The sequence below is a fragment of the Marinomonas sp. HM11-D genome (assembly GCF_057626615.1).
Genome location: NZ_JBMMKT010000012.1, coordinates 22,579 through 45,054, shown reverse-complemented (window position 1 = coordinate 45,054; position 22,476 = coordinate 22,579). Strand labels below are relative to the sequence as shown.

At 48.5% G+C, this 22,476-nt stretch carries 17 protein-coding genes; 11 read left to right on the top strand and 6 right to left on the bottom strand.

Annotated features, from left to right (window positions below; genetic code table 11):
* Positions 1–273 precede the first annotated feature (273 nt).
* Together ACOSVP_RS14615 and ACOSVP_RS14610 are read left to right on the top strand one after the other, a co-directional pair.
* Positions 274–3,084: an FAD-binding and (Fe-S)-binding domain-containing protein gene (locus ACOSVP_RS14615; RefSeq protein ID WP_487348228.1), complete on the top strand. Its 2,811-nt coding sequence runs from the start codon at positions 274–276 to the stop codon at positions 3,082–3,084.
* A 600-nt stretch (positions 3,085–3,684) separates the two neighbouring features.
* The gene (locus ACOSVP_RS14610) at positions 3,685–4,071 is read left to right on the top strand and encodes an endonuclease domain-containing protein (protein WP_487348227.1); all 387 of its coding nucleotides are present in this window, start codon (positions 3,685–3,687) and stop codon (positions 4,069–4,071) included.
* Here the strand turns inward: ACOSVP_RS14610 and ACOSVP_RS14605 are convergent.
* The gene (locus ACOSVP_RS14605) at positions 4,031–4,918 is read right to left on the bottom strand and encodes a LysR family transcriptional regulator (RefSeq protein ID WP_487348226.1); all 888 of its coding nucleotides are present in this window, start codon (positions 4,916–4,918) and stop codon (positions 4,031–4,033) included. The two genes, ACOSVP_RS14610 and ACOSVP_RS14605, sit on opposite strands and share 41 nt — an antisense overlap.
* Positions 4,919–5,027: 109 nt before the next feature.
* On the opposite strand from ACOSVP_RS14605, the gene ACOSVP_RS14600 reads away from it, so the two are divergent.
* From ACOSVP_RS14600 to ACOSVP_RS14590, 3 genes are all read left to right on the top strand, one after another.
* Positions 5,028–5,243: a DUF2798 domain-containing protein gene (locus ACOSVP_RS14600; RefSeq protein WP_487348225.1), complete on the top strand. Its 216-nt coding sequence runs from the start codon at positions 5,028–5,030 to the stop codon at positions 5,241–5,243.
* 184 nt (positions 5,244–5,427) lie between these two features.
* Positions 5,428–6,915 (top strand): aldehyde dehydrogenase, encoded by a 1,488-nt coding sequence (locus ACOSVP_RS14595; protein WP_487348224.1) that lies wholly within the window; start codon positions 5,428–5,430, stop codon positions 6,913–6,915.
* Positions 6,916–7,059: 144 nt separating this feature from the next.
* Positions 7,060–8,343, top strand: a complete 1,284-nt coding sequence (locus ACOSVP_RS14590; protein ID WP_487348223.1) for an NAD(P)/FAD-dependent oxidoreductase — start codon at positions 7,060–7,062, stop codon at positions 8,341–8,343.
* Here the strand turns inward: ACOSVP_RS14590 and ACOSVP_RS14585 are convergent.
* Complete coding sequence (locus ACOSVP_RS14585) at positions 8,340–9,155, bottom strand: LuxR C-terminal-related transcriptional regulator (protein ID WP_487348222.1); 816 nt, start codon at positions 9,153–9,155, stop codon at positions 8,340–8,342. The genes ACOSVP_RS14590 and ACOSVP_RS14585 overlap by 4 nt on opposite strands.
* 285 nt (positions 9,156–9,440) lie before the next feature.
* Between ACOSVP_RS14585 and ACOSVP_RS14580 the strand changes: the two genes are divergently transcribed.
* From ACOSVP_RS14580 to ACOSVP_RS14570, 3 genes are all read left to right on the top strand, one after another.
* On the top strand, positions 9,441–10,778 hold the full coding sequence (locus ACOSVP_RS14580) for a glutamine synthetase family protein (protein WP_487348221.1): 1,338 nt from the start codon (positions 9,441–9,443) through the stop codon (positions 10,776–10,778).
* A 35-nt stretch (positions 10,779–10,813) separates the two neighbouring features.
* Positions 10,814–11,518, top strand: a complete 705-nt coding sequence (locus ACOSVP_RS14575; protein WP_487348220.1) for a glutamine amidotransferase-related protein — start codon at positions 10,814–10,816, stop codon at positions 11,516–11,518.
* Positions 11,519–12,096: 578 nt separating this feature from the next.
* Positions 12,097–13,374, top strand: a complete 1,278-nt coding sequence (locus ACOSVP_RS14570; protein WP_487348219.1) for a DUF6602 domain-containing protein — start codon at positions 12,097–12,099, stop codon at positions 13,372–13,374.
* A 172-nt stretch (positions 13,375–13,546) separates the two neighbouring features.
* On the opposite strand, the gene ilvY is transcribed toward ACOSVP_RS14570, so the two are convergent.
* The gene (ilvY, locus tag ACOSVP_RS14565) at positions 13,547–14,422 is read right to left on the bottom strand and encodes an HTH-type transcriptional activator IlvY (RefSeq protein ID WP_487348218.1); all 876 of its coding nucleotides are present in this window, start codon (positions 14,420–14,422) and stop codon (positions 13,547–13,549) included.
* A 202-nt stretch (positions 14,423–14,624) separates the two neighbouring features.
* On the opposite strand from ilvY, the gene ilvC reads away from it, so the two are divergent.
* Both ilvC and modF read left to right on the top strand, forming a co-directional pair.
* Positions 14,625–16,097, top strand: a complete 1,473-nt coding sequence (gene ilvC, locus ACOSVP_RS14560) for a ketol-acid reductoisomerase (RefSeq protein ID WP_487348217.1) — start codon at positions 14,625–14,627, stop codon at positions 16,095–16,097.
* Between the two features lie 107 nt (positions 16,098–16,204).
* On the top strand, positions 16,205–17,647 hold the full coding sequence (modF, locus tag ACOSVP_RS14555; protein WP_487348216.1) for a molybdate ABC transporter ATP-binding protein ModF: 1,443 nt from the start codon (positions 16,205–16,207) through the stop codon (positions 17,645–17,647).
* A gap of 456 nt (positions 17,648–18,103) precedes the next feature.
* Here the strand turns inward: modF and ACOSVP_RS14550 are convergent, their stop codons facing one another.
* The 3 genes from ACOSVP_RS14550 to ACOSVP_RS14540 all read right to left on the bottom strand — a co-directional run bounded on the left by ACOSVP_RS14550 (position 18,104) and on the right by ACOSVP_RS14540 (position 20,939).
* A complete protein-coding gene (locus tag ACOSVP_RS14550) occupies positions 18,104–18,856 on the bottom strand; it encodes a HEPN domain-containing protein (RefSeq protein WP_487348215.1) in 753 nt (250 codons plus the stop codon).
* Between the two features lie 77 nt (positions 18,857–18,933).
* Positions 18,934–19,590 (bottom strand): TetR/AcrR family transcriptional regulator, encoded by a 657-nt coding sequence (locus ACOSVP_RS14545; RefSeq protein ID WP_487348214.1) that lies wholly within the window; start codon positions 19,588–19,590, stop codon positions 18,934–18,936.
* Positions 19,591–19,661: 71 nt separating this feature from the next.
* A complete protein-coding gene (locus ACOSVP_RS14540; RefSeq protein WP_487348213.1) occupies positions 19,662–20,939 on the bottom strand; it encodes an NAD(P)/FAD-dependent oxidoreductase in 1,278 nt (425 codons plus the stop codon).
* A gap of 188 nt (positions 20,940–21,127) precedes the next feature.
* On the opposite strand from ACOSVP_RS14540, the gene ACOSVP_RS14535 reads away from it, so the two are divergent.
* On the top strand, positions 21,128–22,468 hold the full coding sequence (locus ACOSVP_RS14535) for a glutamine synthetase family protein (protein WP_487348212.1): 1,341 nt from the start codon (positions 21,128–21,130) through the stop codon (positions 22,466–22,468).
* Positions 22,469–22,476 lie beyond the last annotated feature (8 nt).

The following is a 22,476-nucleotide window of genomic DNA, read 5'->3' as shown; positions in this document are numbered from 1 at the left end:
GTTCGCGTCCTAAATGGCGTCTTGTTTTACAATATAAAAGCTATTTTGGTATGACCAATTTTAGACTTATTAACACAATGTTCTAAAAGTGTTAGTAACTATAAAATTGGTAAAACCACTTATAAATAGCAATGAAATGTCGCTAAATTCTACGAAATTGAAAATTTGACATTCAGGGTAAAGCTTTCTATTGTTTTGCAAAATAACAAAGGTAAATTGGTATTACCAATTTATTTTGAATACGCCTGACTCTTATCCTGAGACGGATGCCTTATGAAATCCCAATATCAAGCCTTGTACAACCAGCTCGCTCAGCGCATTGACGAAGAGCGTTTGATCCACGACCCACTGCGTACGCTTGCCTATGGTACGGACGCCAGCTTTTACCGATTGGTGCCGCAATTAGTGGTGCGTGTGCATAACGAAGACGAAGTACGTTTTGTGCTGGGCTGTACTCGAGCGCTTGATATTCCGGTGACCTTCCGTGCGGGCGGTACCAGTTTGTCAGGCCAAGCGGTGACCGATTCGGTGCTGATTCAACTATCCGATCAATGGAAAGGCTACCGTATTCACGATCATGGTCATGCAGTTTCGTTACAGCCAGGCATCATTGGTGCCCGTGCTAACCAGTTGTTGGCACCTTATCAACGTAAGATCGGCCCAGATCCTGCCTCGATCAATGCGTGTATGATCGGCGGTATTGCAGCCAATAACGCCAGCGGCATGTGTTGTGGTACCGCGCAAAACAGCTATCACACCGTGAAAAGCATGCGCATCATCTTTGAAGACGGCACCTTGCTCGACACAGCGGATGAGAACAGTCGTGCTGCATTTCAGAAAAGCCATGCAGATTTGTTATCTGAACTCGCTTCATTGGCTAAAAATGTAAAAGATAACAGTGATTTAGCGGATAAAATTAGACACAAATATAGGCTTAAAAACACCACTGGGTATAGTCTTAACAGTTTGGTGGATTTTACCGACCCATTCGATATTTTGATGCACCTAATGATTGGTTCAGAAGGCACTCTGGGCTTTATCAGTGAAGTGACCTACCACACAGTCGAAGAGCATCCGATCAAAGCGGCGGCGCTGATCTATTTCCCTGATATGGAAACCACCTGCCGTGCGGTAACCGTGCTAAAAAGCACGCCAGTCTCGGCGGTGGAGCTGATTGACCGTGCTGGCCTTCGTACGGTGGAAGGCAAGCCTGGCATGCCAGATATCCTTAAGGATCTTGGTGATGAGGTCGCAGGCCTATTGGTCGATGTGCGTGGTATGACAAACGCAGAACTTGAGCAAAAAGTCACAGAGGTCACCCAGTCGCTGCAGGGCATGAATGCCCTGTATGAGATTGAATTTACTCAAGAAAAGACCTTATACGAAACCTACTGGAAGATCCGAAAAGGCATGTTCCCAGCGGTGGGTGCGGTACGCAAAGTCGGCACCACAGTCATTATCGAAGACGTCGCCTTCCCTGTTGAGCAATTGGCGGAAGGTGTATTGGAGCTGCAAGGCGTATTCCAAAAATACGGTTACAGTGAAGCCATCCTGTTTGGTCATGCTCTAGAAGGCAACTTGCACTTTGTCTTTACCCAAGGCTTTGATGATCCAGCGGAAGTGAAACGCTACGAAGCCCTAATGGACGAAGTGGCACAGCTGGTGGCGGTGAAATACAAGGGCTCTTTGAAGGCTGAACACGGCACAGGCCGCAATATGGCGCCTTATGTGCTGCTTGAATGGGGCCAACAGGCCTACGACATCATGTGGCAGCTGAAAAAAGCCTTTGATCCCAAAGGCTTACTTAACCCTGATGTGATCCTGAGCCATAACGCCAATATCCATGTACAGAACTTGAAACCCTTGCCACAGGCTAACGATAAGGTCGATACCTGCATCGAATGTGGCTTCTGTGAGTCTGTTTGCCCGTCGCGCGCGCTAACTCTAACACCACGTCAACGTATCGTGCTGTGGCGTGAAATCCAGCGTCTTGAGCGCTCTGGTGAATCGCCAAAACGCTTAGCAGAGCTACGCCACGAATACGAATACGAAGGCGTCGATACCTGTGCCGCCTGTGGACTGTGTTCAATGCAATGTCCAGTGGGCATCAACACCGGTGATCTGACTCGTGAACTTCGCCATGAGCGTTACGACGACACCAAAGTCGGCTACTGGGTGGCAGATCACTTTGAGGGTGTGACCAAGACAGCCCGTGCTGGCCTTGCGGTGGCAGGCGGCATGCGTAATGTCTTAGGCAATGCGGGTATGAAGGCGGTTACTGGCGTCGCCAACAGTGTAACTGGTGGCATAGTGCCGAAATGGCATCCACAAATGCCTGCGGCTGCGTCCATGCCAAAACACCGTATTGCCATCACACAAGAAGGCCGCCCAAGTGTGGTCTACGTGCCAAGCTGTGCGACTCGTGTGATGGGGGCAGGCCCGAATGCTTTGGACAAACGTCCTGTGATGGACGTCATGCTGTCTGTACTGGAAAAAGCAGGCTATAACGTAATTGTACCTAATGGTATCGAAAGCCAATGCTGTGGCATGGCCTTCCAGTCCAAAGGGCAATTCGCTGCTGCGGAACAAAAAGCCAACGATCTCAATACGTTACTGATGCAAGCCAGCCAACAAGGCGCGCTTCCGATTGTGTGTGACACCAGCCCTTGTCTGCTACGAATGAAAGAATCGCTAGATCCTGCGTTGAAGCTTTATGAGCAAGTGCAGTTCCTGTCAGAGTTCGCTATGGCGAACCTTAAGATCGAGAGCAAGATTCCGAAAATGGCACTGCATATTACCTGCAGCACCACGCGCATGGGACTTGGACAAACCTTTGTGAACTTAGCGCAGCAACTGGCTGAAGAAGTGGTTATCCCGCCAGACATCACCTGCTGTGGCTTTGCCGGTGACAAAGGTTTTAGCACACCAGAGTTAAACCAAAGCGCTCTGAAAACCCTTAAAACCGCCGTAAAAGACTGCGAAGTCGGCTACTCCAACTCCCGCACCTGTGAGATTGGCTTAACCGAACATTCGGGCATTGAGTATCAATCGATTGTTTATCTAGTCGATCAGTTGGCGAGGTAGGTTACCCAAAGATCTTAACCCCCTCCCAGCCTCCCCCTTGGCAAGGGGGAGGAGCTTAGTTTTGTAGTGTTGCGGTATTTCATGTCCCTTCCCCTTTTTAAGGGGAAGGTTAGGATGGGGTTACAGATGCTTGGGTTGATGCAAAGACCTTAACCCCCTCTCAGCCTCCCCCTTGGCAAGGGGGAGGAGCTTAGTATTGTAGCCCTGCGATAATTCGTGTCCCTTCCCCTTATTAAGGGGAAGGTTAGGATGGGGTTGCAGATGCTTGGGTCGATGCAAAGACCTTAACCCCCTCCCAGCCTCCCTCTTAGCAAGGGGGAGGAGCTTAGTATTGTAGTCTTGCGATAATTCGTGTCCCTTCCCCTAATTAAAGGGAAGGTTAGAATGGGGTTGCAGATGCTTGGGTCGATGCAAAGACCTTAACCCCCTCCCAGCCTCCCCCTTAGCAAGGAGGAGCTTAGTATTGTAGCCCTGCGATAATTCGCGTCCCTTCCCCTTATTAAGGGGAAGGTTAGGATGGTGTTACAGATGCTTGAGTTAAAGCAACACTATCTACGACTGCTGAACTACCATTACTCCAATAAACAAGGAGTCAATGGAATGACAAAAACCTTTAATATCAAAGCCAATAAGCCACTTCGATCAAGTCTTCGAAGCAATATGACTGAACCGGAACAACGCTTATGGCGTCGTATCAGAGCCAATCAATTAGGCGTTAAGTTCCGCCGCCAACATGGTATAGGCAATTACATCGTGGACTTTTACTGTCCTGATATCAGGCTAGTCATTGAAGTTGATGGTGACAGCCATTTCACGCAACAGGCTCAAGCATACGATCAGATTCGAGAGGACTTTATGAATGCTCTCGGAATCAAGACGATCCGCTTCACCAATGATCAAATAATGTTTGAATTGGATGCGGTATTAGAGGCGATCCTCCAAGCAGTCACACCCCATGAAACCATTCCTGTTTCTGCAAAAACGTAATCAATTCATCCCTTAATAACTTGGCTCGGACCGATAAGCTGCGGCGATAGGGCCACACTAGATAAATCTCGCGGTTGCGGCCGCGCCATTCTGGTAATACGCGCTTAAGGTTTCCCTGCTGAATGTCTTGATAGACCAAGCTCTCCGGCAGCAAGGTAACCCCCTGTCCGTGTTTGGCGAGGTTAACAGCGATGCGCATGTCGTTGCTGGTGTGGCGGTGGCTTTTGATTATGCTGCGTTCTTCGCCAGTCGTGTTATGGACGATGTGCCAATCGGTAAAGAGCTGCCCTGCGACGCTTTGGGTATTTTCCAATTGTTCGACTGTCTCAGGAAATGGCGTAAAGTCCGGTGATGCCACTAACACTCCATGAATTTCGCCGATCTTGCGCTGAATAAGCGATAAGTTGGCCGATTGGCCGGAGCGTAATGCCAGATCCGCTTGGGTGTCTTGCAAGCTTTCGTAATTATTGCTGAGCTCGATTCTCAGGGTAATCTGCGGGTATTGTGCGGCGAATTGCGCCCAAAAGCCGTCAAGTGGCCCTGCACCAAGGTTAGTCGGTGCGAGGATCTTCACTTCCCCTTCTAAGCTATTCAGCGTGTGGTCGAGATCGGAAATACGTTGATCGAGGGCTTCGATAAATTCGGCACATTCGCGGTAATAAGACTCGCCCACAGTGGTCAGGGTTAAGCCCTTGGTGGAGCGGTGCAGCAGCACTGAACCAAGGGTATTTTCAAGGCTGGCAATGCGCCGTGAAACCGTGGCGATGGTCATGCCGAGTTTGTCTGCGGTGGCCGTTAAGCTTTTCGTCTCGGCGGCCACGATAAAGATTTTAAGGTCATCAAGCATTTTTCAAATCTGTAAAAAGGGTTATCAAAACTGGCTATTTTTACCAATATAGCGGTTTGCTATGCTGTATGCATTGCTTAAAACCCTTCACAGTGATCGAGGTAACCCCATGAAACATCGCATCGTATTCGCCACACTTATGTCATTTGTACTGTCTTTGCTGATGTCTGCATGGATTACCTTTATGAACATTGGTGCGCACCCTGAGTTTGTCTCGTTTTGGATGAACGCTTGGATCTACGCATGGCCAACAGCGGGCGTGATCTCCTTTATCTTCGCGCCGTTCTTGCATCAATTAGCTCATAAAATTGCAGCTAAAATCTAGCAAAGACAATAAGTTAAGCTATATTGAAAAAGCCTCTTGGTGATCGATCAAGGGGCTTTTTTCGTATTTAATGGTCAAATGCTCTACCCCCTAGGGGATATAGCGTTTGGCCAACTGGCTTGGTTAACTTACGCTCATAGTAACGCTCTCAGCCGCGTGCTGAGCATGTTAGAAGGAATCCACTATGAAAACCTATCAAGAATGGCAAGCACTTCGCGAGACGCTTAACCTGCGTTCGGAAGCCTATATCAATGGTCAATTCACCCCTGCGAAAAAAGGGGCGACGTTCGAGTGTATCAACCCAGCCGATGAGACGTTATTGGCCAATGTGGCCAGCTGTGACGAAGCGGATGTGAACATCGCCGTTGCGGCGGCAAAGAAAGCCTTTCGTAGCGGTGTTTGGTCAGAGATGGCACCTGGGCAGCGTAAGCGAATTTTACAAAAATGGGCCGATTTGCTGGAGCAGCATTTCGACGAGCTGGCACTGACCGATACCTTGGATATGGGCAAATCCATTTCTGAGATGGTCAATATCGACATTCCCGACTCGATCGATTGTTTGCGCTGGTCTGCCGAGTGCATCGACAAGCTATACGGTGAAATCGCGCCAACCAATCCGCAAAACCTTGCTTTGATTAGTCATGAGCCGCTGGGTGTGGTGGCGATTATTACCCCTTGGAACTACCCGCTGATGATGGTGATGTGGAAGATCGCGCCAGCGTTAGCGGCCGGTAACAGCGTGATTCTTAAGCCTTCGGAAAAATCCCCATTGAGTGCTCTACGTATCGCTGAATTGGCGACGCAAGCGGGTGTGCCGGATGGTGTGTTTAACGTGTTACCGGGCTTTGGTCACACGGCGGGTAAAGCCTTAGCACTGCACCATGATGTTTGTACCCTTGCGTTTACGGGCTCCAGCCGCGTTGCCGGTATGCTGATGCAATACGCTGGGCAATCGAATATGAAGCGCGTTTGGCTGGAAGCGGGCGGCAAGTCCCCTTGTATCGTGTTTGCAGACTGCAAAGACATCAAAGCCGCGGCACAAGGAGCGGCGGTGGCGATCTTTACCAACCAAGGGGAAGTGTGTATTGCCTGCTCACGCTTGTACGTACACAGCAGCATCAAAGAAGAATTCCTGCAACACCTACTCGAAGCCACGCGCCAGTACGTACCGGGTGATCCGCTGGATCCTGCGACCAAAATGGGGCCTTTGGTGGACAAAGCGCAGTTTGAACGGGTCACTGGTTTTATCGAGAGTGCTATTTCTGATGGGGCCACCTTGGAAATCGGTGGTGTACCTAAATACGAAGAAGGCAAAGGCTTCTACGCCCATCCGACCATCTTCTCGGGTGCCAGCCATGAGATGGAGTTTGTCCAAGAAGAAATCTTTGGCCCAGTACTGGCCATGATGACCTTTGAAACCGAAGAAGAAGCGATCGCGCTGGCAAATGACTCGAAATATGGCCTAGGTGCGTCGATCTGGACGGCAGACTTATCTCGCGCTCACCGTGTGAGTCGCAAACTAGAGTCCGGCATGGTGTGGGTCAACACCTGGGGTGATGGTGATACCACCGTGCCATTTGGTGGCGTGAAAGCTTCTGGTAATGGCCGTGATAAGTCTTGGCATGCGCTGGAGAAATACACCGAAGTGAAAAATACCTGGATTCGATTGTAGTTTTGCAGCTCAACCCCACCCTAACCCTCCCCTTGAATAAGGGGAGGGAACATGAAATCCCTCAGTCCTGAGATACTAGGCTCCTCCCCCTTGCTAAGGGGGAGGCTGGGAGGGGGGGATGTATCAGCATTGAGAGGTTCCTCTATGTCAGCACCAAGTCATGTGAATTCCTATTACGCGGCGTCGGCGAACGACAAAGCCCTACGCCCTACGCTCACCGGTGAACACCGCTGTGATGTGTGCATCGTCGGCGCGGGTTTTACCGGTATTTCGACCGCGCTAAGCCTTGCTGAAAAAGGTAAAAAGGTCATCGTCCTTGAGGGCTCACGCATTGGTTTTGGTGCGTCGGGACGTAACGGCGGGCAGATCGTTAACAGCTTTAACCGCGATATTGACTATATTTTTGCGAATTATGGCGACAAGATCGGTCAAAAAATGGCGAAGATGGCGTTTGCTGGCTCGGAGCTGATTCGCCACCGTATCGAGAAGTATCAGATCGACTGCGACCTAAAACACGGTAACGTATTTGCTGCCTGCAACGATAAGCAATTTGAAGAGCTCAAAGCCAAGAAAGCCCTGTGGGAAGCCCACGGTCATAACGAATTAGAGCTGCTTGATGTACACAGCATCCAAGACCATATTGGCTCAGAGCGCTATGTGGGCGGTTTATTGGATCGCAAAGGCGGGCATATTCAGCCTTTGAATCTTGTTCTCGGCCAAGCCAATGCCTTTGAGGCGTTAGGTGGGCAGATTTTTGAAGACTCCAAAGTGGTCCGTTTAGAGCAAGGGGTGCCGGGAAAAGTCATTACTGAACAAGGGGTTGTGATCGCCGACAAGATCGTGGTCGCCGGCAATGCCTATGTCTTTGGTTTGATTCCAGAAGTGGAAAAGAAAGCCATGCCGTGCGGTACACAGGTCATCGCCACTGAGCCTTTGTCGCAGGAGTTGCAAAAACAACTGTTACCAACCGATCGCTGTGTAGAAGACTGTAACTATTTATTGGACTACTACCGCCTGTCTGGGGATGGTCGTTTGATCTATGGCGGCGGTACCACCTATGGCGCGCGGGATCCCGGCAAGATTGAATCCATTATCGTGCCTAAGATGCTAACCACCTTCCCCTATTTGAAGGACGTGAAGATCGACTACGCTTGGACCGGTAATTTCCTACTGACCATGATGCGCATGCCGCAAGTGGGTAAGATCGGGGCGAACCTGTATTACGCGCAAGGCTACTCCGGCCATGGCGTCACCAATGCTCATTTGATGGGAGAAATCCTATCTGATGCGATGGATGGTGATACCGAGCGTTTTGATGTGTTCGCTAGCATGCCACAGTATCCGTTCCCTGGTGGGCGTATGTTCCGAGTGCCCTACACCGCCTTGGGCGCGGTGTATTACAGCCTGCGCGATAAGCTGGGTATTTAGTGGCTGCTTTCCAAGGTTTCTAAGTGCTTTAAAAACAAAGTAAAAATCTCCGATTGGGAAGAGGTGTTGAGCTTAGCGTGAATGTTCTTACGATGTACTTTCACCGTGCCAGCACTGATTCCCAAATCCTCGCCAATCGACTTGGACGAGTGTCCTTTTAGTAGTAATCCCAGCACGTCTTGCTCGCGATCCGTCAGCACTCCTTGGGCAAAGGATTTAAGCGCCTGTTGCATGGGTGCAGATTCCGGCGCGTGCTCGGTAAACTCCCCTGCTTGCAGCCACCAAAACTGGCGAATCAGCGCTTCCAGCATAGGAAAGGCTAATTTCAGCTGCTTTAACTCATTGTGTTGAATCTCCCCTGCGTTTTGCTTGCGGCCCAGTGAAATGGCGCAGCTGGTGTCCTTGTCCAATTCCACGATCAGATTGATCTCATCTTCTAAGCCAAACTCTTGGTAGCAGGTTTGAAAGTACTCGGTTTCGTGGAACGAATCCGGTGCCATGTCTGCCAAGCGATACACACCGGAAGCAATGCCCTGGTGAATGGCGTTAAACAAAGGATCGAGCAAGTAGGCTTGGTTTAAATAAAAACGCAGGGTGGCGCTTTGCTCTGCTGGATCACGAGGATGAATCAGCAGCGGCCGTAGCGTCTTTTTGTAAGTCACCATAATCAAGGTATCGAAGTAACACAGCTTACTCAGCACCTGCTCCAATACCACAGGGAAGTTTGGCAGGCGAATATGGTTGGCCAGCAGGCTTAAATCCTTGATCAATTCTGCACTGTCTTGTGGCCCTAAATGTGTCCGCTGCACCATGCTGTTACCTGATAAATTGGCTGAATAAATTTGATCGACTTTTGTATTCGACAGGAGTACAACTAAAATCAATAAACCGAATAATAGTTCGGATTAAATGCAAAAGTGAATGTTTTAATGCGATTCAAACCTCCTGTCACAAACAAAGACATCTTGGAAAAATCCCACTAAAACAGCACTCTCCAGGTTCGGCTGACCGACGTCAGCGCTGATTTCGCGCCAAACTCGAAGAAATATTCAAGTTTAATGAACCAGTCGAGGCGCGAGTGATGAAGAGTAATGTGTATGTCAGATATCAACTTTATCGAAGATCATGAGTTTGACCTGTTTATTACTGACCTTAACGGTAATTTGCGCGGCAAACGTATCCCAGCCAGTGGCTTGAAAGGCGTCATGGCCAATGGCGTCAAACTGCCACAATCGGTGATCGGCTTTGATCACTGGGGCGATGATGTATTGGAAAACGGCCTAGTGTTTGAAACTGGCGACAGTGATGGTATCTGTCTGCCAGTGCACTCGACTCCGATTCCCGTGCCTTGGGCTGAGACGGCCCGCGACCAAATTCTTGCCATGATGTACAACCCAGATGGCACGCCCTTCTTCCCAGATCCACGTCAGATTCTGACGCGCATTATTGAGCGCTATAAAGAGTTGGGTTACACGCCAGTGGTGGCAACTGAGTTGGAATTTTACCTGTTAGATGGTGAATCAGAAGCCAAGCGTCGCCCTTCTCCGCCGGTGATTGTTGATGGTAACGGCTGTCGCTTGAGCAAAACCGACTGTTACTCGATTGAAGAAATGGACGGCCTTGAAGGCTTCTTTGCCGAAGTGCGCCGCGATTGTGAAATCCAAGGGATTCCGGCAGACACCATTATCTCCGAGCTGGGCCCCGGCCAGTTTGAAATCAACATGAAGCACACCAACAACGCGGTGCAAGCGGCCGACCATGCCATCATGTTTAAGCGTTTGATCAAGGGCGTGGCGCGTCAGCATGACTTTGGCGCCAGCTTTATGGCCAAGCCTTACGCGGATAAAAGTGGTAGCGGCTTCCACGTGCATTTCAGCCTGTTAGACCAAGACGGCAATAACGTATTTGATGATGGTACTGACGAAGGCTCACGTCTACTACGTAACGCCGTCGCCGGCATGTTGGCGCATATGTCCGACTCCATGTTGGTGTTTGCGCCGCACTTAAACTCTTACCGTCGCTTCCAGTTAGGGGCACACGCGCCGACCTATGCGAGTTGGGGTTATGAGAACCGTACGGTGGCGGTGCGTATCCCTGAAAGTGAGCCCGATGCACGCCGTATCGAGCATCGCGTGGCGGGTGCGGATGCCAACCCTTACTTGGTGCTAGCGAGCGTTCTAGGCGCGGCCTTGCACGGTATTGAAACCAATATGATGCCGCCAGAACCTATTGAAGGGGATGCCTATTCGCAAAGCGAACTGTTTGAGGCGTTGCCTAATCGTTGGGAAACGGCCAGCGAGACCTTCCGCGACAGTCCGTTTATGATGGAATACCTAGGCGAAGAATTTGTGCGAGTGTACGCCGCCGCCAAAGATCAGGAACAACAGAAAATTTACGGCCGTATTTCCAATGTGGAATACGAGGCGTATCTATAAGCCCAAGGGCGGATAGAGGAAATGAGGACGATGAAATGAAAATAGGGATTCTAGCGGCGGGGATCACCCCAGATGCACTACGGGGTGAGTATCCAACCTACGCCGAAATGTTCGCGCAGCAGATTGGCGCATTAGAGCCGGCGCTTAGCTTTGTTACTTACGATGTGCGTCTAGATGAGTTTCCAGAAAGCTCAGATGAATGCGATGCTTGGCTAATTACCGGCTCTAAATCCGATGCCTACGCGGACGAGCCATGGATCTTAAAACTGTGCGAATTGATCCGTGAGATCGATGCCAAAGGCCAAGTGCTGGTCGGCATCTGCTTTGGCCACCAAGTTATTGCCCGCGCCCTAGGTGGCACCGTGGCGAAATACTCCGGCGGCTGGGGCGTGGGTATTCACCACTACCAAGTAGTCGACAATATCCCGTCCGTGCCAGACCTTGGTGACATTGCATTATGTGCTTTCCACCAAGACCAAGTGATTGAAAAACCAGAGAAATTAATCACTTTCCTTAGCAGTGAGTTCTGTGAACACGCGGGTATGATTTACCAAGATAAAATCCTGACCTTCCAAGCGCATCCAGAGTTCTCCAAAGCTTACGAGCACGACCTAATCAATCTGCACGATGGCGGCAACTTACCCACCGACGTGGCGCAAAAAGCACGTCAAAGCGTCGAGCAAGACACTATCCAATCCTCTGCCATGATGGCTTGGATTGGCAAATTTCTACAGGGCTAACAGACCGTTGGGCTCCGCCTAATTTTAGGCTGGAACCTTTTCGTACGACCCTATTCCATTCGGGGAGCTTGGCCGCATCTTCTGTAGCAGTGAGTTGTTACCCTAGCTTTTTTCGGTGCCGGAGCTTCCATGCAATTCAATTCGCTTGCGCAACGTCTTTGCTTCGTTCCTCAGCTTCGACACGTCAGCGCGAATTAAACGCATGGAATCTCTAAGGAAGATCTCGATTCGTACGACCCGATTGTATCGAGAAGCGAGTCTTGCAGCTCCTCCATATCTGGCTATAATGTGAACACAACTTATCCTTCTTCCACGCGGGCGACATACAGACCTCTGGAGTTGGACGAATAAGCCGGCCTCGTGCCGGTTTTTTCACATCTAAAGCCTAGGAATACGTTCGCAGCTACAGAGAGTTTTTACTTTAGCTTTTGCTGGCGTAGGAGCTTCCATACGCACATCCGCAGTTGCTCTTCTATTTGGTTCTCATAGAGAATGTAATACATAGATTCTTCTACGATATAGAAACGTTTATTGTATAGAGTTTAATACTAAGTGAATTGAATTTTAAAGGGGCGGTTATGATAAGGAATGTTGCAGAGCTTTTAAAAGGCTTTTTAGATGAAGAGTGCTCCAAATTAAAAGAGTATGAGTTAAAGCATGCTCCTACAATTGGTGATATGTACGAAGGTTTATCCGCTGAGTTATTAAATAGATCAATCCCATCAGAATTAGGTCTAAAAATTGTAGATGGTTTTATAACTGATGGATCTGATTATCTATCTGGCCAGATGGATTGTATGCTAGTACGTGGTGAAGGCGAGCAGGTGCCATTCACAAAATCTTATAAATGGCATGTAAAAGACGTTTTAGTCGTTTTTGAAGTAAAAAAGAATTTATATTCTAGTGATCTAATAAACTCATTTTATAAGTTAAGGCAAGTTGCAGAAAGTTATTCAAAGTATTTATTTAAAGAAGATAGATCCGAAGAAGAGAATAAAAGAATAGACCTATCATCTTCCTATAATATTTTCTCTCAATTAACTGGTGTAACAGCTCCGAGTTATTTTGATAGAGAAACTTTAAGCAAAGAAAATGAGCTTATTTATACAACTATTTTTATGGAGCAGCTAACTCCCGTCAGAATTGTTCTAGGTTATGATGGCTTTAATTCGGAATTTGGGCTTAGAGAAGGCTTTTTTAAGTTTTTAGAAAAAGAGGGAATGGGAGCTGGTTATGGTGTTCCTTCTTTTCCACAATTAATAATTTGTGGAAAAAACTCATTAGTTAAAGGGAATGGAAGGCCATATCTTTTTCCCATTAAAGATAAGTACTGGGATTTCATGGCCTCCACAAAAGCGAGCCCCATTCTTCTAATGCTTGAGCTTATCTGGAGTAAAATTTCACTTGAGTACGAAATAGATCTACCTTGGGGTGACGACTTAGAAATGGAAAGTATGAATAAGTTTCTCAGTGCTAAGCCTGTAGTTACTCCAAACCAAGGAGGATGGAAATTAAAATATCATGAGATTACTAAAGAAAAGCTCGAGCTCGCTCCAACAGAAAGTTACTGGGAGCCAACGGAAGTAAGTTATCAAGTGTTTAGCATTTTCCAATATTTAACCCAAGCTAATGTTGTAACTAGTGACCCAGATTTCAGAGAGTTTGCTTTGAAGCACTCGAGTAGTGTTCAAGAGTTTATAGATGAAATCACTTCAACTAGTCTTGCATCATATGATGGAGAAAAACTGTCATTAACTTCTACAGACCTTTGTACAGCCGTATTGCCGGATGGTCGATTTGTAATTGCTGAGAATAATGCAGGTTTGTTTACATCTTGGTTATCAAACATAGCCTAATTAGATATAGAAAATAACCATTAGTACCCTTCCATGCGTTTAATTGGCGCTGACGCGGTCGAGGTACGAGAATTGCGCAAGCCAATTGAATTGCATGGAAGAGTGCCCCAACAGTCTGGCAACCTTCACAAAATCAAAGCCTCGCAACCTTCGCGATCTAAAACCTAAAGAGTTAAACCAACGCCCAAAACGCCTCAACCAGTGGGTTTTTCAAGCTCTTCTTCAAGGTAAACAAACCAATATCGTATGGCTCTAGTTCTGGCTGAACGTCGAGGATTTGAACGCGGTCCATCAGTGGGCTGTTGTCGAGTACGATTTTCGGTACCACGCCGATGCCAAATCCCAAGCTCACCATGCTGACGATGGCTTCGTTACCGGCGACCTGTGCATAGATATTTGGCGTGATGCTTTGTTCGCTTAACCAGTCGTCAACGCGAATCCTTGAAACACCGCCTTCAGATAGGATCATCGGCACCCGTTCCCAGTCGCTTTTTGACGCGGGTGCGGTGGTGGGCACGTTCGGTTGTTGTTCAACGGGGGCGATAAAGACCAACGGCGATTTGGTGATTGGAGTAAAGGCTAAGCCTTTGTTCATAGACACCGGCTTGGCGGCGATGGTGATTTCTTCGTTGCCGTCTAAAATTCGCGTAATGGCTTTGTCTGGGTCGCCGGTGTGCAGTTTGATTTCGATGTGCGGATGCACTTGGCGAAAGCGGTTTAGCAACTCAAACAAGAAGCTGTAACTGGCGGTGACGGAGCAGTAAATGCTGATTTCACCACTGAGTTGGTCCGAATGATCGGTGAGTTCGTGGCGAATGAGGTTCCATTGGCTGGTGGTTTCGCGAGCGTATTTTACGAAACGCTGGCCTTCGCGGGTCAAGGCGACGGTGCGGTTATCACGGCTGAATAGGTCTACCCCCACTTCTTCTTCTAAGTGGCGAATGTTGCGCGACAGGGCCGAAATGCTGATGTTGCACTCATCGCTGGCACGGCCAAAGTGCAGTGTTTCGGCTAATGCGAGAAATTGTTTGAGGGTTTTTGTATTCATAAAGCCCATGATAGCTCTGTTTTGCAAAAAATGGGACGTTATATTGCAAATATATCAATTTACGAAAGAGTCGCTCTTCTATACATTGAACCTACTCGCAGCACAGCCTGAATGTTGTTAGGTGTGTTTGTGTCACTCTTTTTTAATATCGACATGTTTTGATGTCGGTACTTTAATCATAAAAATTTAGGATGTGTTAACCATGGCTAACTACTTCAATACTTTGCCGCTACGTGAGCAACTAGCTCAACTAGCAAAATGTCGTTTTATGGATATGTCAGAATTTGCTGATGGCGTTGAAGCGCTTAAAGGCAAAAAAATGGTAGTAATCGGCTGTGGTGCACAAGGTCTTAACCAAGGTCTTAACCTACGTGATTCTGGTCTAGACGTTTCTTACGCACTACGCGCAGAAGCAATCGAACAGAAGCGTCAATCTTGGAAAAACGCGACTGAAAACGGTTTCGTTGTTGGTACTTACGAAGACCTAATCCCAACGGCTGACGTAGTTCTTAACCTAACTCCAGATAAGCAACACACTTCTGTAGTTAAAGCTGTTATGCCTCTTATGAAAGAAGGCGCTTGCCTATCTTACTCTCACGGTTTCAACATCGTTGAAGAAGGCATGCAAATCCGTGACGACCTAACAGTAATCATGGTTGCGCCTAAGTGTCCTGGTTCTGAAGTACGTGCTGAATACGTTCGTGGCTTCGGTGTTCCAACACTTATCGCTGTTCACGAAGACAACGATCCTAAAGGCGAAGGTCTTGCACTAGCAAAAGCTTACGCAGTAGGTACTGGCGGTCACAAAGCAGGCGTTCTAATGTCTTCTTTCATCGCTGAAGTTAAGTCTGACTTGATGGGTGAGCAAACTATCCTTTGTGGTATGTTGCAAACGGGTTCTATCCTTTGCTTCGACAAAATGGTTGAAGAAGGTATCGACGCAGGTTACGCATCTAAGTTGATCCAGTACGGTTGGGAAACAATCACTGAAGCACTTAAGTACGGCGGCGTGACTAACATGCTAGATCGTCTTTCTAACCCAGCTAAGATCAAAGCATTCGATCTTTCTGAAGAGTTGAAAGTGATCATGCGCCCTCTATACAACAAGCACCAAGATGACATCATCGACGGTACTTTCTCTCGCGTGATGATGGAAGACTGGGCGAACGACGACGCTAACCTTCTAAAATGGCGTGCAGAAACTGCTGAGACTAACTTCGAGAAAACTCCAGCAGGTGACGTAGAAATCTCTGAGCAAGAGTTCTTCGACAACGGTATCTTGATGGTAGCAATGGTTAAAGCGGGCGTTGAGCTAGCATTCGAAACTATGACTGCTGCAGGCATCATCGCTGAATCTGCTTACTACGAGTCTCTACACGAAACTCCGCTAATCGCGAACACTATCGCTCGTAAGAAACTTTACGAAATGAACGCGACTATCTCTGATACAGCTGAGTACGGTTGTTACCTATACAACCACGCTTGTGTACCTCTACTAGCGGACTTCATGAAAGGCATCAAAACTGACGTGATCGGTAAAGGCCTATCTGTAGAAGACAACGGCGTAGACAACGCTCGTCTAATCGAAGTAAACAAAGCGCTACGTTCTCACCCAGTTGAGGCAGTAGGTGCGGTTCTTCGTGGTCACATGGCTGACATGAAAAAAATCGTTTAATTTCCGTTAGAAATTAAACACCTAAAAAGCCGAGTTACTCATTGAGTGCTCGGCTTTTTTGTCGCTTTCTTTTTTGCAATTAGTTCGACATCGGTAAGGAATCACTCATGGACTCTAGTATTTGCCTTGAAAATCTCAGCGTTAACTTTGATGAACGCTTTCATCTGAACAACATTGATTGGACGATTGAGCCAAGCCAACATTGGGTGATCACGGGCACAAACGGGTCGGGTAAGTCAGCTCTCGCAGCAGTGCTTGCAGGTGTCGGTGAGATGGAATCAGGTCAGTTATCAGGCCTGCCAAGCCGTGTAGGGTTAGTCTCGTTTGAGGCGCAAGCGGAGCTGATCGCCAAAGAACTAAAGAAAGACGACGCCGACATCATGGATGTCATTGCCATCGGTACGCCGGTGCAAGAAATGATTTTTGAAGGCTGCGCGGACCCTGAATTGGCTGCAGAGTTGGTGGAAAAGTTTGGCTTAAGCCATTTGCTAGACCGAGCATTTCGTAAGCTCTCGACCGGCGAAACCCGCAAATTAATGCTGATCCGAGCCTTGTCGAGCAAGCCGGATTTATTGATCCTAGACGAGCCATTTGATGGCTTAGATGCCGACACGCTAGTGATGCTTCAGGAGCATCTTGCGTCCATTATCGACACCACCCCCATGGTGATGGTGTTGAACCGCTTTGATGAAATGCCAAGCTTTATTACCCATGTGGCCTACTTGGAAAAAGACGGGCGTGATGGCGGTAAGTTGTCTTTCAAAGTGGATCGCAACGACGAAGCCGCATTTGCGGAGTTGTACCAATTACTGCATCTGAAAACCACCGATCTACAAGTCCCTGAGACCGATCCAGCCAGCAAACTGCCAGCACTAGACCCTCAGCAGCCATTGGTAAAACTTACCGATGCGACGATCAAATACGGCGATACCGTGATTGTAGATAAGCTCAACTGGACCATTGAACCAGGCAAACATTGGCAGCTAAGTGGCCCCAATGGCAGCGGTAAAACCGGCGTATTGTCGTTGATTACCGGCGACCACCCACAGTGCTACGTGAACGATATTTTCGTGTTTGGCTTCCAACGCGGTAAAGGCGAAAGCATCTGGCAGATTAAACAGTTTATCGGTTATGTCTCCACGGCGTTGCAGTGGGAATACCGCGTCAGCGTGAGCTGTAAAAACGTCATCATTTCTGGCTTCTACGACAGCATCGGTATGTACACCAAATCGACCGACAACCAGAAAAAGATCGCCGATCAATGGTTGGCGTTATTGGGCATGAGCGACCGTGCCGATCAGCCGTTTAACAAGCTTTCCTACGGTGATCAGCGTTTGCTATTGATTGCCCGTGCCATGGTCAAACACCCACCGCTATTGATCCTAGACGAGCCATGCCTAGGCTTAGACGATATGAACCGCCAGCTGGTCTTGGCGTTGATTGAAAAGATCTGTGCCGGAAAAGAAACCACCGTGCTGTACGTAAACCACCACGCAGAAGACCAAATCGCAGGCATTGAAAACTACCTAGCGCTTAAGAAAAACGCTTAAAGCCCTTAGCAGCTGAGCTCCGCCTCATTTCTGCTGGTTGGAGCTTCCATGCAATTCAATTCGCTTGCGCAACGTCTTTGCTTCGTTCCTCAGCTTCGACACGTCAGCGCGAATCAAACGCATGGAATCTCTGGGAAAGATCGCGATATTGTGTCTTGTAGGACCGCGCTTCGCGCGGGAACCTGCGATACGTACGACCCGACTCCGCTCGGGGAGCTTAGCCACATCTTCTGTTGTAGTGAGTCGTTACCCCAGCTTTTGTAGGCATGAGCTTCCATGCAATTCAATTCGCTTGCGCAACGTCTTTGCTTCGTTCCTCAGCTTCGACACGTCAGCGCGAATTAAACGCATGGAATCTCTGTGAAGCATCGTTGGGTTGGTCTTTGTACGACCCTATTCTATAGGGGGCGTTTGTATCTCAGAGGTTAAAAGGTGGTATGTGGATTTAACTCAAACTTATTTGTTTTGCTTCCTCATCGCTGATCTATGCTGCCTAAAAAGTTCCTTTTCTTGTTTAGGGAAGTAAACCAACTCGAATAGCTTATCTATGACTTCTGGATAAAGTGTTTGGGGTGGATTAGTGGCTCCCCAATGTCTAATGAGTTTAATAGACTTTCTTTTTCTGCCAAAAAATAGGTTATTCCAAATAAGCGCGGATCTTTGAAGTGACTTTTTATTATCGATGACTTTCTCTAAATAACCACCGGGGATAGTTATTTGAGATCTGCTAGTTAAGCTCGACTTTAGAGACCTTAGTATTGCTTCACGCCTTTCATCCGGTGCTTGGAATGTAACCTCTGTCCTACAATATCCACGAATAGCCCATACAATTTCATCTAGGTCAACGATCTCAAACCCTTTGAAGTATGTAGGCATTGTTAAATAGCGGTTGTTTCCTTGGTCATCGGCCAAATTAAGAAACTGTTCTTGTTTTGTAGTTAGGGTGAAATCGAGAGTTTCGATATTTGCAATTGCAGCATATAACTTATTCAGATCATGGCCAAAATCTTTACTGCTAATTCGGTGAAACAAGAGAATAGATTTAAAGTACTTTTCAATTGCCTGGAGAGATGACCAGTAAAACTGAAGCATTAATCCATTTTTGTAGCAAACACGAGCTGTAATGTAATCTTGGTCTGCAATCTCCCTAAGGTTTCTGATTGCGAAGTCATTTAGATAAAGTTCATCCTTGTTTTTATGGTCCATCATTACTTTTCCTTGATTTGGTATATTGGTTCTTGGTGGGAGAATAAAGCCTGGCCTTCACTGTAACTAAGTAAAGAAAGCTACTCGCCTACCTCACCCAAATGATGCTTTAACAAACAATTCAGCATCAGTTTTAAATCCGCCAAAGTACGTGCGGCGCGTTGTGGGTTTTGATTTACCACTACCAAATAACTACTGTGGGTGACTTCCAAAAAGTGACGGGCAATACGTTCGCGCTCACGGATATGTTTCTTCAAGCCGATACGTTTAAACGCCTTCGACATTTGCGCGATGACCATATCGTCATGGCGTTCATCGAGGCCACGTAGCTCGGGTACGGAGAACATGGCTTGCACCAGCGGTAGCACGGCTTTTTGTTTGCGGTAGGTCAGCAGGTTGGTGTCTATCACTTGATCGATAAACTCTGCTAAGGGCATTTGCTCTAACGGCCAGTTCTGGATCTCTTTGAGTACTTCTTCGATGCTGTCGAGCCACGATTGTCCCATGGCGTAGAGGATCGCCTGCTTGTTGGGAAAGTAGTGGTACAAGGAGCCGACAGAGATGCCGACTTCTTGGGCGATCAGGGCGGTGTTGAGGTCGTTTAAGCCGACACTTTCCAGCAGTTCGCTGGTCACTTCAAGGATCTGTTGCGTACGTTTGATCGAGCGCGATTGCACCGGTTCACTGCGTGGTGAGACCGGTTGCATGGCTTTCTTGGCGTTGCTGGTTTTTGCCATGATGATCAATGGATTCCTTGAGTAAGGGGTTGGTGAACATTCACATTATACATTGTTAAAGGCTCGACTCGTTAAGGTAAACGGTCGAGCATGGAGTAATACAGCATGCCTGCCACTTGGCCTGGCCAGCGCAGTAAGGTGCCGCCGGGGAAGTCTTTGCAGCGAATGCGTTCAAAGGTTTGTACGTCTGCTTCTTGCCCTTGTATGGCGTTGGCAATGCTGGCGCCAGCGTAGGTCGCTAAGGCGACGCCATGGCCAGAGTAGCCCTGTGCGACAAAGACGTTGTCCTGTTGGCGTGCGATATAGGGCATGCGGTTGAGGGTGATGGCTAAGGTGCCGCCCCACGCGTAATCAATGTTAAAGCGATCCAGCTCTGGGTAGGTCTCGATCATATGCTTCTTCACAAAGCCCGCGATGTCTTTCGGGAAGCGTGGACTGTAGTTTTCACCGCCGCCCCACAACATGCGTCTATCACTCGATAGGCGGTAATAATTGACCACGAATTTGGAGTCCGCCACGGCCACTCGTTCAGGGTTGATGCGCTCGGCGATCTCTTCTGGTAGTGGCTCAGTGGCGATAATAAAGTTATTAATCGGCATGATTTTACGAGCTGCCGGTTCGTTTAAATGTCCCAAGTAACCATTGCAGGCAAATATCAGATAGCGGCTACGTACTTGGCCGTGGTCGGTTTTTACTAGGCACTGGCGGCCAGTTTGATAGGCCGTCACCCGCGATTGCTGGTAGATCTTGGCGCCCTGCTCATGGGCCGCCTTAGCCAGTCCTAAAACAAAGTTAAGCGGGTGCAGATGGGCACCCTCTTCGTACCATTCACCACCAAAGTAGCGCTTGGTGCCCAGCTTGTCGGCTACTTGTTGGGCGGAGAGGAAGCTCACACCATCGTATTTTAAAACATTTTGCTTATAGTCGACGGCGCTTTGGATGTGTTGTAAATGGCGTTTCTTGTAAGCCACGTGCAACACACCAGGCGTAAGATCACAGTCGATTTGCAAACGATGCACTAGGTCTTTGACCAAGTCGACCGAGTCGATGGAAGCCTGCCATAGGGCGTCAGCCGCTTCTTTACCCAGCTGCTGGCTAAGCTCTTCGTGGCCCATATTATGGCCTTGGCACACCTGTCCACCATTACGCCCCGAAGCGCCCCAACCAATGTCATTGGCTTCAAGCAAGGTCACGCTAAAACCTGCTTCTGCCAGATGTAACGCGGCGGAGGTGCCGGTATAGCCGCCACCGATGATACAGACATCGCTGCGCTGTTCGCCGATCAGTTGTGGGAAGTCGATGCGGCCTGTTGCCGTGGCTTGGTAATAGGATGGTGTCGCTTGGCTCACGGGGCCTCCTGGCTCATAATCGTTGCAAAGGGTTTCACAAGGTATTGCTTTCACGACTAAACTAAAATACTTTCAAACCGAAGTATTATTCGGTTTACGTGCAAAGCATAATCGAATCAAACAAGATCGCAATGGAAATTTACTGGCGTGACAAACGCGTTGTCACACAGCAAGGTGCAAGGTGGGTTATGACCGAACTAGAAGCGTTTTTAAAGCAACATGCCATCACCGAGGTCGAGTCGACCCTCGCGGATATGACGGGTAATGCCCGCGGCAAGTTCTATCCAACGTTTAAGTTTTTAGCAGAGAAAACGGGGCGAATTCCGGAAACGGTATTGGTGCAGAGTGTGACCGGCGATTGGGCTGATAATCACTATGAGATTGTCGATGCCAGCGACCGCGATATGGTGCTTAAACCGGATCCCAACACCTTGCGCATGGTGCCGTGGGCGGATGAGCCGACGGCGCAGGTGATCAACGACTGTTACACTACCGATGGTGATTTGCACCCGTTGGCGAGCCGAACCATTTTGCGTCATATCTTGGCCTTGTACGAAGCAGAAGGCTTAAAGCCGGTGATCGCGCCGGAGGTTGAGTTTTATTTGATTCATCCGAATACGGACCCTGATTATGAACTACGTCCTGCCGCGGGCCGTTCTGGTAAGCGTGAGACCTCTCGACGCTCTTACAGCATTGATGCGGTCAACGAGTTCAATACCATCATCGACACTCTTTATGCCTACTGTGAAGCGCAGGATTTGGATGTGGATACCTTGATCCATGAATCTGGCGCGGCGCAGATGGAGATTAACTTTATCCATGGTGATCCATTGGATTTGGCGGATCAGGTGTTTGTGTTTAAACGTACCTTGCGTGAAGCGGCCATGAAGCATGGGGTTTATGCGACCTTTATGGCGAAGCCGATGAAAGACGAACCGGGCAGCGCCATGCATATTCACCAGAGTTTGCTGGATCTCGAAACCGGCGAGAACGTGTTTAATAACCATGGCAAACCGAGCGAGCGTTTCTATCACTATTTAGGCGGCTTGCAGAAATATACGCCCAATGCGATCAGTTTCTTTGCGCCGAACGTCAACTCTTACCGTCGCTTCTCGCCAGAAATGGCCGCGCCCATCAATATGCAATGGGGCTTTGATAACCGCGTTGCTGGCTTGCGCGTGCCCTACTCGACGCCGGAAGCTACGCGTATTGAAAACCGCTTCCCTGGTGCCGACTGCAACCCTTATTTAGCCATTGCCGCGACCTTGGCCTGTGGTTATTTGGGTATGAAAGAAGAGCTGTACCCGACCGATCCGATCCAAGGTAATGAGCCGCCCGCCAACCAAGAGGTGGAAATCGCGCGTACCTTGGAAGAAGGCTTACGCCTATTAGAAGAATGTCAGCCCCTGTGTGAAATCATGGGCGAGCACTTTGTACGTGCCTACATGGGCGTGAAACGCAGTGAGTTTGAAACCTTCAACCGCGTGATCAGTTCGTGGGAGCGTGAGCATTTGTTGCTAAACGTTTAATGCCTGCT